The 13,758-nt window shown below is 63.7% G+C and carries 18 protein-coding genes; 4 read left to right on the top strand and 14 right to left on the bottom strand.

What is annotated here, in order from left to right:
• The first annotated feature begins 209 nt into the window (after window positions 1-209).
• Window positions 210-398, top strand: a complete 189-nt coding sequence (locus tag BFL28_RS20680; RefSeq protein WP_131818600.1) for a hypothetical protein — start codon at window positions 210-212, stop codon at window positions 396-398.
• Between the two features lie 64 nt (window positions 399-462).
• Here the strand turns inward: BFL28_RS20680 and BFL28_RS20675 are convergent, their stop codons facing one another.
• From BFL28_RS20675 to BFL28_RS20670, 7 genes are all read right to left on the bottom strand, one after another.
• Window positions 463-657, bottom strand: a complete 195-nt coding sequence (locus BFL28_RS20675; protein ID WP_131818599.1) for a hypothetical protein — start codon at window positions 655-657, stop codon at window positions 463-465.
• A gap of 9 nt (window positions 658-666) precedes the next feature.
• Window positions 667-885 (bottom strand): hypothetical protein, encoded by a 219-nt coding sequence (locus BFL28_RS04815; RefSeq protein WP_069319469.1) that lies wholly within the window; start codon window positions 883-885, stop codon window positions 667-669.
• Between the two features lie 198 nt (window positions 886-1,083).
• Complete coding sequence (locus BFL28_RS04810) at window positions 1,084-1,338, bottom strand: hypothetical protein (RefSeq protein WP_131818598.1); 255 nt, start codon at window positions 1,336-1,338, stop codon at window positions 1,084-1,086.
• A gap of 519 nt (window positions 1,339-1,857) precedes the next feature.
• Complete coding sequence (locus BFL28_RS04805) at window positions 1,858-2,889, bottom strand: rod shape-determining protein (RefSeq protein ID WP_069319498.1); 1,032 nt, start codon at window positions 2,887-2,889, stop codon at window positions 1,858-1,860.
• 131 nt (window positions 2,890-3,020) lie between these two features.
• Entirely contained in the window at window positions 3,021-3,896 is an 876-nt protein-coding gene (locus BFL28_RS04800; RefSeq protein ID WP_069319467.1) for a transglutaminase family protein, read from the bottom strand.
• A 36-nt stretch (window positions 3,897-3,932) separates the two neighbouring features.
• Window positions 3,933-4,112, bottom strand: coding sequence for a hypothetical protein (locus BFL28_RS04795; protein WP_241527218.1), 180 nt, complete (start codon window positions 4,110-4,112; stop codon window positions 3,933-3,935).
• Between the two features lie 113 nt (window positions 4,113-4,225).
• A complete protein-coding gene (locus BFL28_RS20670; protein ID WP_131818597.1) occupies window positions 4,226-4,423 on the bottom strand; it encodes a hypothetical protein in 198 nt (65 codons plus the stop codon).
• A gap of 299 nt (window positions 4,424-4,722) precedes the next feature.
• Between BFL28_RS20670 and BFL28_RS04790 the strand changes: the two genes are divergently transcribed.
• Window positions 4,723-5,910, top strand: coding sequence for an extracellular catalytic domain type 1 short-chain-length polyhydroxyalkanoate depolymerase (locus BFL28_RS04790; protein ID WP_338152237.1), 1,188 nt, complete (start codon window positions 4,723-4,725; stop codon window positions 5,908-5,910).
• A 170-nt stretch (window positions 5,911-6,080) separates the two neighbouring features.
• Here the strand turns inward: BFL28_RS04790 and BFL28_RS04785 are convergent, their stop codons facing one another.
• The 4 genes from BFL28_RS04785 to BFL28_RS04770 form a co-directional block, all read right to left on the bottom strand.
• Complete coding sequence (locus tag BFL28_RS04785; RefSeq protein ID WP_069319465.1) at window positions 6,081-7,193, bottom strand: S-(hydroxymethyl)glutathione dehydrogenase/class III alcohol dehydrogenase; 1,113 nt, start codon at window positions 7,191-7,193, stop codon at window positions 6,081-6,083.
• Window positions 7,194-7,280: 87 nt separating this feature from the next.
• Window positions 7,281-8,384: an isopenicillin N synthase family dioxygenase gene (locus tag BFL28_RS04780; RefSeq protein WP_206599078.1), complete on the bottom strand. Its 1,104-nt coding sequence runs from the start codon at window positions 8,382-8,384 to the stop codon at window positions 7,281-7,283.
• A 462-nt stretch (window positions 8,385-8,846) separates the two neighbouring features.
• Window positions 8,847-9,458 (bottom strand): response regulator FixJ, encoded by a 612-nt coding sequence (fixJ, locus tag BFL28_RS04775; RefSeq protein ID WP_069319463.1) that lies wholly within the window; start codon window positions 9,456-9,458, stop codon window positions 8,847-8,849.
• Window positions 9,448-11,016, bottom strand: a complete 1,569-nt coding sequence (locus BFL28_RS04770; protein WP_079246935.1) for a PAS domain S-box protein — start codon at window positions 11,014-11,016, stop codon at window positions 9,448-9,450. The genes fixJ and BFL28_RS04770 overlap by 11 nt, the downstream gene beginning before the upstream one ends.
• Before the next feature lie 63 nt (window positions 11,017-11,079).
• Here BFL28_RS04770 and BFL28_RS04765 point away from each other — a divergent pair, with 63 nt between their 5' ends.
• Together BFL28_RS04765 and BFL28_RS04760 are read left to right on the top strand one after the other, a co-directional pair.
• On the top strand, window positions 11,080-11,769 hold the full coding sequence (locus BFL28_RS04765) for an alternative oxidase (protein ID WP_069319462.1): 690 nt from the start codon (window positions 11,080-11,082) through the stop codon (window positions 11,767-11,769).
• Between the two features lie 51 nt (window positions 11,770-11,820).
• Entirely contained in the window at window positions 11,821-12,270 is a 450-nt protein-coding gene (locus tag BFL28_RS04760) for a globin domain-containing protein (RefSeq protein WP_069319461.1), read from the top strand.
• A gap of 37 nt (window positions 12,271-12,307) precedes the next feature.
• On the opposite strand, the gene BFL28_RS04755 is transcribed toward BFL28_RS04760, so the two are convergent.
• From BFL28_RS04755 to BFL28_RS04745, 3 genes are read right to left on the bottom strand one after another with little or no spacing between them, the layout of a single operon-like run.
• Window positions 12,308-12,694 (bottom strand): nuclear transport factor 2 family protein, encoded by a 387-nt coding sequence (locus BFL28_RS04755; protein ID WP_069319460.1) that lies wholly within the window; start codon window positions 12,692-12,694, stop codon window positions 12,308-12,310.
• A 53-nt stretch (window positions 12,695-12,747) separates the two neighbouring features.
• Complete coding sequence (locus BFL28_RS04750) at window positions 12,748-13,227, bottom strand: carboxymuconolactone decarboxylase family protein (protein WP_069319495.1); 480 nt, start codon at window positions 13,225-13,227, stop codon at window positions 12,748-12,750.
• A 29-nt stretch (window positions 13,228-13,256) separates the two neighbouring features.
• On the bottom strand, window positions 13,257-13,712 hold the full coding sequence (locus tag BFL28_RS04745; protein ID WP_069319459.1) for a carboxymuconolactone decarboxylase family protein: 456 nt from the start codon (window positions 13,710-13,712) through the stop codon (window positions 13,257-13,259).
• Between the last annotated feature and the right edge of the window lie 46 nt (window positions 13,713-13,758).

Raw genomic sequence — 13,758 nt, 5'->3', positions numbered from 1 at the left:
CGCGGTCGCATCCCGGCGTCGTGAGGCTAGAAAGGGACAAAGGGAGAGCCTGGGCGGCCCGATATCCGTCGCAGGCGACGTCAGCCTCGCCGCCATATAGCAAGTGCAGGCGCAATACACGCATGATTTCCGGCGGAGTGGGTCCAAACGCCCAGCCGTTGAGACACAAACCGGATGGAAGATGCCGCTCCTGTCCGTCCGCGCGTCCGTTGCCGAAGGCGCTGAACGAAGCAGGTCAGCGCTTCTTCGCCGCTACTCGCTGCCCTTGTGCGGTCACGCTCAAGCAGTCGATGCGAAGTCTCGACAGCAGCCTCGGGCGTCAGGGAGACCGCTACACCATCGGGGCCATCGACGATCACTTCGCCTTTTTTCAGCCGCAACGTTGCTGGGCTCGCTGAACGCTTTTCGCTTTCCCATAACGCTAAAAAAACGCCCAGCGCTTGTTCGCTTTCCGGCGCCGGATTAATGATCGAGATGCTTGGCTTCGCGCTCTTCGCGAACGCGCCGCGCGTCGCGCTTAAGTTGCTCGTCGCGGGAATTATGACGCATGAAAAGCGCCAAGACGATCGTTGCGATCGCCATCAACATGATGAGCGCGTAAGCGACCAACTCTCGATTTTCTATGACAAATCCCTTCGATAATGCGGTGACGGGCATTTCAGCGACTTAAAGGCCCGGCACGCCGATCCGTTGAGCGAGCGCCTCTATCTCGGCATCAAGCTCGATCGTTGCCCCCGACCGCAGATAAGCTCGTGTCAGCAGCTTGGCGTTCTCCGCCTCTCCATGCAGCGTGCGATCGCTGTACATGCTTTCAAGCGCGACGATCTCGGCGGCGTCAATCCATGTCGGATTGCCGCCGGCTCCCATTGTCTTGAACAACGGCATCTTTTGGTCTCCTTGGATCCTTACATTGCCGCGGGCAGCGACACGCTTGGCCTAAACGATCGCGTCGCTGAGCTTGGCGTCGCGGTACTCGCGGCAATGAAATGTATCAGTCCACGCCGGTGCGACGCCATGTCGCGCCTTCCAGGCCTGCTCTCCAATGAGCGCCTTGCTTAGCAGATGCCCGATCGTCGCGCGGCGTCATGTGCCCGACCCGGTGGCGTCTGCGCGCGAGCCAGACAGTTCGGCAGCCATTTGACGGAGGATGCGCGTACGATGTTGATAAGTGTTGTGGTGCCGGCCGATCGTGCCCCGGGAGAGATCATCGGCAAAGCTGGCCGTCGCATCCCTCAGCGCGATGGTCAGGGCCGCGCGGGCGAGTCCGGGCGTCGTTCCCGCATGGACCGGCATCGATTGCGACCCACCATGTGGCGGCCTTACGTTGTGTGTGTTCATAGCGTGCTCCTCGACCGAGCGGGAGCACAAGCATCTCTCAGTCACAGCAGCGCTCAGGCGATGTGCCGCGATGTCTCCTAGATGGGGAGTGTGCCGGCTGAATGATAGGGGTCGTTTGGCTGGGCGACGCAGGATGGGTGCGAAGGAGCGTGTCGGATGGTCGATGCCTTATTCGCTGTGCTTGTCGGCCCCTTTGCGGGGCGCGTGCGTTGATGCGTCAGCCGAATTGTTCGGTTCTGGAATCACGCATGTTTTTGGACGATCGAGAACCTGCGCCCGGCGCGGGACAGCCGCTGCCATGGGCCACCCCACCTTCTAATCTCGGCGCGACAGAGTGCAGGTGGTGCTGGCGCTTCATCTATGCGCCGGCGCAGCCTTGCTCGGTTGAGGTGATCGCTGGCCTCGCTACGATGTCGACGATCGCCGGGTTGGGCGATCGTTGCCGGTGGGAGCTGGCAACGCGGGTCTAATCAATCCTATGCTACGCTGACGTCCCTGCAAATTGCGCTCAGCCTGCCGCTACAACGCCGCCAAACTTGGGTCCTCAAGCGCTGCGCCCGCTCCGTTCGCCACGCACATCAGCGCGTCGTCGGCGACGACGACCGATAAGCCGGTTGCTTTCGAAAGCACGTCGTCAAGCTGCGCCAGGAGACTACCGCCGCCCGTCATCACGATCCCGTAATCATGGATGTCCGAGGCCAATTCAGGTTCGGTCTTCTCAAGCGCGGTCAGCGTGGCCTCTACGATTTGCGCGGTGAGATCCGAAAGCCAGTTGGCGATCTCGCGCTGACTCACCTCGACTTCAGCCGGCATTCCCCTGACGAGATCCCGCCCGCGGACGTTCGTCACCGCTCCGTCGCCGGCGATCGGACACTGTGCGGTGCCGATAGCCACCTTGATGCGCTCGGCAGTGGCTTCCCCGATCAGCAGATTGTGCTTGCGACGGATGCCCGACGCGATCGCCTCGTCCATGCGATCACCGCCGAGGCGGACCGAAGCGCTATAGGCCAAGCCACGCAGCGAGAGGATGGCGACTTCGGTCGTGCCGCCGCCGATATCAACGACCATCGCGCCGCGCGGTTCGGCAATTGGTAACCCCGCCCCGATGGCCGCAGCCATCGATTCCTCGATCAGCGAAACCTTGCGCGCGCCGGCATTGGTTGCCGCCTGACGGATCGCGCGCCGCTCGACCTGCGTGGCGCTGCTCGGAATGCTGATCACCATCTCCGGACCGCGGCCGAAGCGCGAGGCACCACCGCGAACCTTGTCGATGAAATACTTGATCATCTGTTCGGCGACGTCGATGTCGGCGATGACGCCGCCACGCATGGGGCGGACCGTGGTGACGTTGTCCGGTGTCTTCCCCAGCATCAGCTTGGCTTCGGCGCCGACCGCCCTGACACGCTGCATCCCCCCGACAGTCTCCATTGCGACCACCGACGGTTCGCTCAGCACGATTCCCCGGCCACGCGCGAACACGACCGTATTCACGGTGCCGAGATCCATGGCGAGATCGTGCGCCGAACCCGGCACCAGGCGAAGAAATGGCATCTTGCTCGCTTCTTTGAAATGGTGGTCGGCCGTTCGGCTCACGGTCATGGTCGGCATGGATGGGCTGAGCGCAGGCCGATATCCGGTTAGCCAGTATGTGATTGGTGGCGTACTTTCAGGATAGAACCCATTCATCCTACCGCCGTAACGGTCACTTCGACGGTCATGGCGCGGAAAGCGTCGCTCGGCCCGATATACCGCCCGTCGATCGGACTCAGTTGCGCAATGCTTCGACCAACTGCGACGGGCACGAGATGCGCCTCGCCCATGCGGCCGTTGGTCGGATCGAAGGCGATCCAGCCAGCGCACGGCAAATAGACTTCCGCCCAGGCATGGGTCGCGCCATGCTGATTGTCCTGCTCGACCAGGCCGCCCGGGGCTGGCGGATCGAACAGATAACCGGAAACCGCGCGAGCACCGAAGCCGAGATGGCGCACCGCATCGATGAACAGCGTCGCGAGGTCGCGGCACGACCCGGATGCAAGGTCGAGCGTTTCGTGGGGTGACTGGGTACCGACCGCTTCCCGCGTGACATAAGCCATGCCCTGACGCGCAGCGGCGTTCACATCCTGCAGCAGCGAGAGCGTGTCGGTGTCGTGGCCCAGCACGATCGCGCGGGCCCATGCCGCCAGCCGATCGCCGGGATCGGCATATTCGGGCACGAGCAGCGCGCCGAGGTCAGCTCGCTCGCCCGGCGAATATGCAAATGGGTAGCGGTGCGCATGCGGTGCGATCTTGAGGATGGGCCAGAGGGAGGCGGTCTGTTCGACCGTTACGCTATTGGTGACCACCAGTTGCTGCGTCGCTGCAGGAAAGCTGGCGGTGGCAATCAGATTGCCCCAGACATCCTGCGTCCATTCCAGCGCCGCCGCAGGTTCGCATGTCAGTTCCGCGGAGATGAGCCGCAGCGCATGCGAACCCCGCGGCGTCAGCATCATGCGATGCGCGAGGAGCCCGACCGGCTGGCTGTAGGCATAGGTGGTGACGTGGCGGATGTTCAGTCGCATCCGCTCACCACACCAAGCGGAAAGCCGAGCCGCACGTCATGCGGCGTCGGCATGGCCCCGGTCGGGGTTTTCGCTCAGCGCGCGGAATTCGTCGTGCGGCGGTTCGGCAAGCGCGGCATGTGCCGCTGCAGCCGCGCTGGCGCGCAACTTGCGGCCCTCGCGCAGAGCGGCCGCCACGCCCTCCTTGGCCCAGGCAGCGGCAGCCGTGGTTGCCACCTGCCTGACGTTATCGAGGACAGCGGCGCTGGCAAGCGCATGGTGACGCGCCTCCTGGGCGCGGCAGAGGGTAGAGGTCGGCTGCATAAACTGGCCTTTCAAATGAGGATCGCTCAGCCTTTTTTCGACGGCGCTGTCTGTGGCGCGCCCTTCAACGAAGGATTGGACGCATTCTGCTTTGGCGGAGCCGGCTTCTTCGGCTTGCGCGCTTCGCGATTGCCACGTTGTTCGCCTTTAGCCATGTCTTGAATTCCTTCGATAAGGGTGTGACCGACCCGGCGTGCCGTGAGCGCCGCAAAATTGCCGGACAAGCGCCTTGCGCCCGGCCGCGGCGGATGCGGTTGCGGCTGACATCGTGCGCGCGCGATTGAACCGTCCGGTAGGGTACCCAGCGGGGAAAAGCAGTTCACCGTTGCAGGTGGTGGCATGAGAAAGCCCCGCATCAGAGCGGGAGCATTGCAACTCTCAGTCGCGGCCAAGCTCGAAACAGACGGCGCGATAGACAGTATATGGGGATCGCATTGGCCGGCCGCCACCCCCATCGAGCAAGCAAATATCGGTCAGCGCTCTTGCGGCCTCCGCATTACACCACGACATTGTGCGCTGCAGCATTGGTAAGGTTGTTCTGGGTCAGGGCTTCCGCCATGGCAGGAGAAGCCGCATTCGAAACCTCAACGATACGCTCAGCCGCCTCTCGGCATTTCGGAAACATGCTGGCCCCAAGCCGGCGGGCGCGGACCGGCTCGCTGACCTGCCGCCCTTTGGCTCGAACCCTGGGGCATTGCGAGGCCGCTTCTACCTACCGGCGTGTCTCGCTGCTTCGCCGCCACTGGTGGTCGTGCTTCACGGCTGTATGCAGGATGCCGCCAGCTATGACCACGGCTCTGGCTGGTCGCAACTCGCCGACGAGCAGGGCTTTGCGCTTCTTTACCCCGAACAGCAGCGCGGCAATAATCCAAATCTCTGCTTCAACTGGTTCAACCTAGGCGACACGCGCCGAGATGCGGGCGAGGCGCTTTCAGTCCGTCAGATGATCGCCGCGATGATCGCGACGCATGCGCTCGATCCCGCTCGCGTCTATGTGACTGGTCTGTCAGCTGGGGGTGCGATGGCGTCGGTGATGCTCGCCGCTTATCCGGATGTATTTGCCGGCGGCGCGATCATCGCCGGACTTCCCTATGGAACGGCTGCGACGGTCCCCGAAGCATTCGACCGCATGCGTGCGCAGGGCGGGCCGCCTGTGGAAGCGCTCGGCTCGCTGGTGACCGCCGCATCGCCTCACCCAGGTCCCTGGCCCAAAATTTCGGTATGGCATGGCGATCGCGATGCCACGGTGAGCCATGCGAATTCGGCGCTGATCGTCGAGCAATGGCGTGCCGTCCACGGCGTGAAAAGCGGACCGGCAGTAGTCGAAACAGTGTGCGGGCATCGCCGACGCGCGTGGCGCGACGCGCACGGGCGCGAGGTCATCGAGGAATATCGGATCGCCGGCCTCCCGCATGGCACGCCCCTGAGCACCGCTGGTCCGGAAGCCTGCGGGTCTGCCGGACCCTATATGCTGGAGGCGGGCATTTCATCGACCCGTCGGGTTGCCGACTTTTGGGGGATAGCTGGGCAGGATCGCTTGCCTCGAGGCGCACCTGTCCGCACACCTCAGCCAAATGCGACCCGCTTCCATTCAGCGACCGAAGGAGCGTCGCATGAAGATGTCAGCCAGGCGGCGCATGCCAAGCCGCCTGCCGACGGCGTGGGGCGAGTGATTGAAGATGCCCTCCGCGCGGCCGGTTTGATGCGTTGAGTTCCGCTGAGCGGGACTGCGCTCCGGCTTTCAGCCGCTGTGGCCTGGCTCAAATGAAACCCAGTTTGCAGGGACCTGGGGCCGATAATTTGATCGTACGCGTCTTGCCTCGGCGACTACCGAGTTTTGACCGTTCCCGCTTCCTCCAGGAGACACTCTAGATCGGGCGGTCAGTAGACGACGACGCTGCGGATGCTTTCGCCCGCATGCATCAGGTCGAAGCCCTTGTTGATGTCCTCCAGCCCCATGACATGGGTGATCATCGGGTCGATCTCGATCTTGCCCTGCATGTACATGTCGACGATCTTCGGCACATCGGTGCGGCCCTTGGCGCCGCCAAATGCGGTGCCGCGCCAGTTGCGGCCAGTGACGAGCTGGAACGGACGCGTCGCGATCTCCTTGCCCGCCTCGGCCACGCCGATGATGATGCTGGTGCCCCAGCCGCGGTGGCAAGCCTCGAGCGCGATGCGCATCACTTCGGTATTGCCGGTCGCGTCGAAGGTATAGTCCGCGCCGCCATCCGTCATCGCGACGATCCGCGCGACCACGTCCTCGCGGCTCATGCCCCTGGAATTGAGGAAATCTGTCATGCCGAACTTGCGGCCCCATTCCTCGCGATCGGGGTTGATGTCGACGCCGATGATCCTGTTCGCGCCGGCAAGCCGCGCACCCTGGATGACGTTGAGGCCGATGCCGCCAAGGCCGAACACGACGACATTGTCGCCAACCTGCACCTTGGCCGTATTCACCACGGCGCCGACCCCGGTGGTGACGCCGCAGCCGATATAGCAGCTCGACTGGAATGGCGCGTCCTTGCGGATACTCGCCACCGCGATCTCGGGCAGGACGGTGAAGTTCGAGAAGGTCGAGCAGCCCATATAATGATAGATGGGCTGACCCTTGTAGCTGAAGCGTGTGGTGCCGTCAGGCATCAGGCCCTTGCCCTGGGTTGAGCGGATCGCGGTGCACAAATTGGTCTTGCCGCTGAGGCACGACTTACACTGGCGGCATTCCGGCGTGTAGAGCGGGATGACATGATCGCCCGGCACGACTGAGGTGACGCCGGCACCCACCTCGCGCACGATGCCCGCGCCTTCATGGCCGAGCACGCTGGGGAAGATGCCTTCGGAATCGAAGCCGTCGAGCGTGTAGGCGTCGGTATGGCAGATGCCCGTGGCCATGATCTCGACCAGCACTTCGCCAGCCTTTGGCCCTTCGAGGTCGAGCTCGACGATTTCCAGCGGCTTCTTCGCTTCGAATGCCACTGCGGCGCGAGTCTTCATGGATGCACTTTCCAGTTGGGTCGTCAGACGTAAGTCTAAGTGCGCGGAGCGCGTAATCGCGCGCGCCGCGGCTTTAGGCGGGCGCTGCTACGCAGATAGATCAGGGTAATGGAGCGCCGCTACGTCGGGATGTGAGCGCAGACGCGCCTTCAAGTGATTGGCGCCCACTTCGCGGAAGATCGGATTGTGCGGGTCCGTGCTCACCCCACGCTCTATCTTTTTCAATTCAGGCGGCAAATCGATGACGGGTACCGTGTTTTCATGGCTGGCACCCAGGAAGAACGGTATTGAGAAGCGCTCAACACCGGCCGGCGGGACAGCTGCGGCGTGAACGTCGGCCCGGACGAAGCCATTGGTCGCCAACTCCAGCAATTCGCCGGTATTGACCACGAACGTTCCTGGAACCGGTGGCGCATCGATCCAGCTGCCATCTTCGGCCTGAACGCTCAATCCGGCGACCGTATCCTGCAGCAAGATGGTGATCAGCCCGCCATCCTTATGCGCGCCGACGCCCTGCTCTGACCCTGCGGCATCGCGACCAGGATATCGCAGGATTTTCAGGTGCTGGCGGGGCATCGGTTCGTACATCGGTGCGAAAACGTCTTCGCTCTGTCCCAGCGCCAGTGCGATCGCTTTCAAAACGTCGATCGCGACGCGAGTCATCTGTGCCTGATACCCAAGCACCACGGACTTGAATTCCGGCAGTGCGGAGGGCCACAAGTTCGGGCCGATCGTCCGCTTCCAGGCCGGCGTGTCCGGACCGATCGTAAGGGCTGCTTCCTCGCAGTCGAAATCAACCTGCTCGCGCCAATCCTGCTTGCCGCCGGTCATCTCCAGCCCGGCGCGGTTATAGCCGCGAAAATGAGGTGACTTCAGCATGCTGATTTCGAGCTTGGCCGCTTCGGGCAAAGCGAAGAACTGCTTGGAGGCAGCCAGCATGCCATCAACCAGCGACGGTGGTACGCCGTGGCCGGTGAGGTAGAAGAAACCATGCTCATGCAGAATGCGGCGCAGTTCTGCGATGAAGAGCGCACGATCCTGTGGCGATCCATTCAACCGAGAAATGTCAACGGTAGGAAGATGCGCCGGTGTTGACGGCGAGACGTTGCCATTTGGAACGGCCGTATTGTCACGAGGATCGTTCATGACATTCGATGATCTCGCATCGATACGCTCTGCTGCAGTCAACATCTCGCTCTCCAGACCTACCATTTGGCGTGGCAGCTTCTTCGACGGCCCTGACGGGTGCCGGGCTTGCCGCCTTGGCAGGTCAAATCGGAGGCGGTGGCCGATGGGTAAACCACATTCGTTCCCACCAGACCGTGGGCGTCAGCCCAATCGAACGGTGTTGCGCATCAACGACGCGGCGCGGCGCGAATGCCTTTCCGTTCGCGATAATTAGCCTTTCGCGCCTGAGTCTGGAGGAGGCCCAGCGGCCTAAAGCGCATCCCACTCGGCGATGGGCAAAGCTCACGACGGGTAGCCGAGCGTGTTGTGGGCAGCTTTCCGAGCCTTGTGAGCGAACCGGCCTTTCACTCGATCTTGCCCGTGCGTTCCCAGGTTCGGCTAGCGATGGCTTTCGGGACGAAGCGCCGGACCAGTGAATGACCGAGATTGGGCCGCTTTAGCCACCACGTGTCAGGTTCGCCGTTGCTAGGGCAAGCGAGCGACCGTAACCATCCGCACCAGGTCGGACAGCGTCTTCGCCTGCATCTTGAGCATCACATTCGCCCGGTATACCTCGACCGTGCGCGCACTGATGCCAAGGTCGAAGGCGATTGCCTTGTTCGCGTCGCCTCGGGCAAGACCCTCCATCACCTCGCGCTCGCGCCCGCTCAACGATGCGATGCGGTCGACTACCGCCTGGCGTTCGGCGCGCGCCGCATCGTCGCCGGCCTGCGCAGCCAGCGCCTTGCGGATCGCGGCGAGTATCATCTCGTCATCGAACGGCTTTTCGATGAAGTCGGCCACGCCGGCATGCATTGCCTGGATCGCGAGCGGGACATCGGCGTGGCCGGTGATGACGATGACGGGCACGCTGGCGCCGCGACGTTTCATTTCTTCGACCAGTTCGATCCCGCTGCTGCCGGGCATGCGGACGTCCGTAACGATGCACGCGCCGCCAAGCGGCGGCGCCGCAACCAGGAATGCGTCCGCCGAAGGAAAGGCGCGTACGCGAATTTCCGAGCAATCGAGCAGGAATTCGAGCGAGTGCCGCGCCGCCTCGTCGTCGTCGATCACATAGACGATTCCGTCACTCGCCATCATACAGCTCCTCTTGGCCGACGCGGCGCAGCGTCAGCCCGAACCCCGCGCCGCCGCCGGCGCGCGGCTGTGCCCAGATGCGACCACCATGCGCCTCGATGATGGTGCGCGAGATCGAGAGGCCGACGCCCATGCCGGTGCGCTTGGTGGTAACGAAGGGCTGGAACAGCCGATCTGCCACTTCCGGATCGATGCCGGACCCGGTGTCCGCGACGGTCACCTGCGCCATGTCATCCTCAGCCGGCGCGAGGGTGATGGTCAGGTCGCGAACCGATGATTCGGCTTGCGTCATCGCATCGATCGCATTGCGCACGAGGTTGAGCAGCACCTGCTGGACCTGCACCTTGTCCGCCAGCACCAGGTCGATCGCGGGGTCGAATTCGTAGCGCACGCGGATGCCATGTTCCTTGACCCCGACCAGCGCCAACGCGCTTGCTTCCTCGACCAGCTTGGGCAGGCTCTCCACCGCGCGCTCGGTCTCGCCGCGCGCCACGAACTCGCGCAGCCGGCGGATGATGTCGCCCGCGCGCAGCGCCTGCTCGGATGCACGTTCGACCGCGTCACCGACGCGATCCAGCGGCACGTCGTCCCGCTTCAGCAGCATGCGGCTGCCCTTGAGGTAGTTGGCGATTGCCGAGAGCGGCTGATTGAGTTCGTGTGCGAGGGCCGAAGCCATCTCGCCCAGGGCGGTAAGGCGTGAAACGTGCACGAGTTCGGCCTGCAGTTCCTGCAGCCGGGCCTCCGCCTGCTGACGTTCGGTCAGGTCACGGATGAAGCCGGTGAAGTGGCGCTGCCCGCTGACCCGCATCTCACCCACTGCCAGCTCCAGCGGGAAGGTGGACCCGTCCTTGCGCACCCCGACCACGACCCGCCCCTTGCCGATGATACGCCGCTCTCCGGTCCGGTAATAGCGCTGGAGATAATCGTCGTGCGCGCTGCGGTAGGGATCGGGCATCAACACGCTGACGTTTCGGCCATTCACTTCGTCCGCGTCCCAACCGAACATCCGCGTTGCTGCCGGACTGAAATCGCGGATCAGCCCGGCTTCGTCGATCACCACGATCGCGTCGGGCACGGTGTCGAGCAGCGAGCGCAGATGCGCCTCGCGCCGCGCCAGCCCCTCGGTCACGCGCTCGGCCTCGGCCCGGGCGCGCTGGAACCACTCGCCGCCCAGCGCGATGGCGCCACCAATCGCGACGAATGCGCCGGCCGCGATCCAGCTGCCTGCGGCGACCGGCCCAATCATGCGATCGCACCACAGGCCGACGACGGAGCCGGCGATGCTCGCCGCCACGCCCGCGCGCAGGCCGCTCAAAGCACTGGCCAGCACCACGGCGGGCACGAAGAAGATATAGGTCGCGCGCTGCCCCAGTTCGGCGGCGAAGGCGATCCGCACCCCCGCACCCAGCGCGACGGCGAGCGCCGCTAGCGCCAGCGTCACCAGCAGCGGCGGCGCCGGAATGATCGTGTGGCGGAGGGTCAGGCGCTTCTCGGTCACGCCGCTGTCATGCCGCGTCGCCGAGCCAAGCGCCACCTCCGGGAAACTACGTAGGGACATGATCCGAATTTTTTGGCCTCGCGCACCGGCCTAGGTCTTCGCCAACGAAAACGGAGACGACCGATGACCCCACCCTATATCGACCTTGGTGTCCATCATCAGCCCAAGGGGCTGTCGGACCGCATCGCCTATGGCTTCACCAAGCTGCTGCGCTGGACCGCTGATACGTTCTTCGCCGAGCGCTATGGCCATCGCGCCGTAGTGCTGGAAACGGTCGCCGCTGTGCCCGGCATGGTCGGCGCGACCATCACGCACCTGTCGTGCCTGCGGCGCATCTGCGACGACAAGGGCTGGATCAGGACGCTGATGGACGAGGCCGAGAATGAGCGCATGCACCTCATGACGTTCATCGAGATTTCGAAGCCGACCTGGTTCGAGCGCGCGGTGATCATTGGCGTGCAATGGGTGTTCTACCTGTTCTTCTTCGGCCTCTATCTCGTCAGTTCGAAGACCGCGCACCGCGTTGTCGGCTATTTCGAGGAAGAGGCGGTGATCAGCTACACCCACTATCTCGCCGAGATCGACGAGGGCCGCAGCGCCAACGTCCCCGCACCGCAGATCGCCAAGGATTACTGGAACCTGCCCGACGACGCGACGCTGCGCGACGTGGTGCTGGTGGTCCGCGCCGACGAAGCTCACCACCGCGACGTCAACCACGGCTTCGCCAACGAACTTGCCGGCCTGCCGAGCGGCCCGGTCGCCGCCTGCCCGCCGCACGTTGCGCTCGAGCCGATCTGGAAGAAGGCGGCCTGATCCATCCGGGGCGCGGGCCGGCCGCGCCCCGCCTCTTACAGGAGTATCCCGATGCGCCCGCTCTCGCCAGACACCATGGCAATCGTCAAAGCCACTGCCCCCGCGCTCGAAAAGCACGGCGTTGCCATCACCACCGCCATGTACCGGCGCCTATTCGAGAATGCCGAGATCGCGGCGATGTTCGACCGCGCCGCCCAGACGAGCGGCGAGCAGCCGCGGCGGCTGGCCGGTGCGATCCTCGCCTACGCCAGGAACATCGACAAACTGCAAAACCTGGGGAGCGCGGTCGAACGGATGGTGCTGCGGCATGTGCAGACCGGCGTGAAGCCCGAACATTATCCGCATGTGGCCGCCGCGCTGCTGCCGGCAATCCGCGAGGTACTGGGCGAAGACGCCGCGCCCGACACCGTGCTGGCGGCCTGGGGCGAAGCCTATTGGATGCTCGCCGACATCCTTATCGCAGCCGAGGCGCAGGCTTATGAGGCAGCCACTGCCGCATGACGCGATTGCGCATGCGGCGCGAAGCCACTGCTCGATTTCACGAAAGCGTCAGGAACAGCTCGGCCTCGATGCGCCATACTGCATCCCGCTTCCGCCACTTAGCCGTATAGATGCCGCCGGCCTGATGAACGCCACTCAGCGAGGTCGCGGTCCAATCTCCCTGCTCGAAGGCGATCGCTTCGACCGGGGAGACCGTAATCATATTCGTCGTACGGACATAGATCGCGCGATCCGGCACCGCGAACTCTCTCTTCCAGGCCGCAAGTTGAGCGTTGCGTCCTGCAAGGAGTGCGCTGTCGGTGCCGGTGACCAGTATCGCGCTCGGCCAAAGGATCGGCCCGATCGCGGAAAGGTCGCCTGCTGCCAGCGCGCGGTTGAACGCAGCGCGCTTCAAGCGGATTTCGAGTTCGGCTCCAGTATGCATCAGAGCCAGCTACTACACACGATCCAGACCACAAAGGCGGCGGCAGTTGTCGATCAGGACAGGCGTGCCTTGTCCAAGCCGAACGCCTTGTCCCGCGACCCTGGCACCGATCGGAACGCGATCGATGCACGGTTCCAGGCATTGATCACCATGATCATGTAAGTGAGATAGACCAGCTCGTCCTGCGAGAACTGCGCACGCGCTGCCGCATAGAGGTCGTCGTGCACACCTTTAGGGGAGAGCTGGGTAAGCGCTTCGGTCCAGGCTAATGCCGCACGCTCGCGATCGCTGAACAGGGTCGATTCACGCCAGATCGCGACGTGGTGGAGGCGAAGATCGCGCTCGCCGTGCAGTTTGGCCTGCTTGATGTGCATGTCGAGGCAGAAGGCGCAGCCATTGAGCTGCGAAGCGCGAATCTCGACGAAGCTCAGGATCGTCTGCTCGACCGTCCCCTGCTTGATTGCGAAGGTGAGCTCGGTCAGCTTTTGCGTCAACGCCGGAACTTGGCGCATGTGGTCGAGTCGTTCGGTCATGACCTTGAGATCCAATCTGTTGGAGCGTGTCAGGGCCTGGCTTTCACCGGCAAACGGAATGGCGCGCCAAGGCGGTTGAATGCGTTCATCGCCGCGATCGCGATCGTCAGGTCGACAAGGTCGCGCGGATCGAAAGCTGCTGCTGCGACGGCATAGGCGTCATCCGAAGCACGGGTCTCGCTAACCCGCGTGACTTCCTCGGCCCAAGCCAACGCTGCGCGATATTGCGGATTGAACAGGTGAGGCACTTCAGCCCAGACCGGCAGCAGCACCACCTTGTCGAGCGCCATCGTCTTTAGGAGGTCTCGCGTATGCAGATCGATGCAGTGCGCGCAGCCATTGATCTGCGATACGCGCAAGAACACGAGGTGGATCATCTCTTCGGGCAGATTGGTGCCGGTGGTGATGTAGTGGTGCACGCCGAATAGCGCCTGCGCGCCTTTCGGGGCCACTTCGTGCCAGACCAGCCGCTTGATTTCATCCATGTCATTCGTCCTGTTCCAACAGCGTCCAGCCGACGCTTGCTGCACT

It is taken from the genome of Sphingomonas turrisvirgatae, from assembly GCF_001721295.1.
Lineage (GTDB): Bacteria > Pseudomonadota > Alphaproteobacteria > Sphingomonadales > Sphingomonadaceae > Sphingomonas > Sphingomonas turrisvirgatae.
Note: the sequence above shows the minus strand (reverse complement) of the source record. Positions and strands in the feature narration are given on the sequence as shown.

Coding starts and splice junctions, on each gene's coding strand:
- BFL28_RS04770 (WP_079246935.1), bottom strand. CDS start 11,016: ATGTCCCTACGTAGTTTCCCGGAGGTGGCGCTTGGCTCGGCGACGCGG.
- fixJ (WP_069319463.1), bottom strand. CDS start 9,458: ATGGCGAGTGACGGAATCGTCTATGTGATCGACGACGACGAGGCGGCG.
- BFL28_RS04765 (WP_069319462.1), top strand. CDS start 11,080: ATGACCCCACCCTATATCGACCTTGGTGTCCATCATCAGCCCAAGGGG.
- BFL28_RS04760 (WP_069319461.1), top strand. CDS start 11,821: ATGCGCCCGCTCTCGCCAGACACCATGGCAATCGTCAAAGCCACTGCC.
- BFL28_RS04800 (WP_069319467.1), bottom strand. CDS start 3,896: ATGCGACTGAACATCCGCCACGTCACCACCTATGCCTACAGCCAGCCG.
- BFL28_RS20675 (WP_131818599.1), bottom strand. CDS start 657: ATGCCCGTCACCGCATTATCGAAGGGATTTGTCATAGAAAATCGAGAG.
- BFL28_RS04745 (WP_069319459.1), bottom strand. CDS start 13,712: ATGGATGAAATCAAGCGGCTGGTCTGGCACGAAGTGGCCCCGAAAGGC.
- BFL28_RS04785 (WP_069319465.1), bottom strand. CDS start 7,193: ATGAAGACTCGCGCCGCAGTGGCATTCGAAGCGAAGAAGCCGCTGGAA.
- BFL28_RS04815 (WP_069319469.1), bottom strand. CDS start 885: ATGCCGTTGTTCAAGACAATGGGAGCCGGCGGCAATCCGACATGGATT.
- BFL28_RS04755 (WP_069319460.1), bottom strand. CDS start 12,694: ATGCATACTGGAGCCGAACTCGAAATCCGCTTGAAGCGCGCTGCGTTC.
- BFL28_RS04810 (WP_131818598.1), bottom strand. CDS start 1,338: ATGAACACACACAACGTAAGGCCGCCACATGGTGGGTCGCAATCGATG.
- BFL28_RS04805 (WP_069319498.1), bottom strand. CDS start 2,889: ATGCCATTTCTTCGCCTGGTGCCGGGTTCGGCGCACGATCTCGCCATG.
- BFL28_RS04780 (WP_206599078.1), bottom strand. CDS start 8,384: ATGTTGACTGCAGCAGAGCGTATCGATGCGAGATCATCGAATGTCATG.
- BFL28_RS04750 (WP_069319495.1), bottom strand. CDS start 13,227: ATGACCGAACGACTCGACCACATGCGCCAAGTTCCGGCGTTGACGCAA.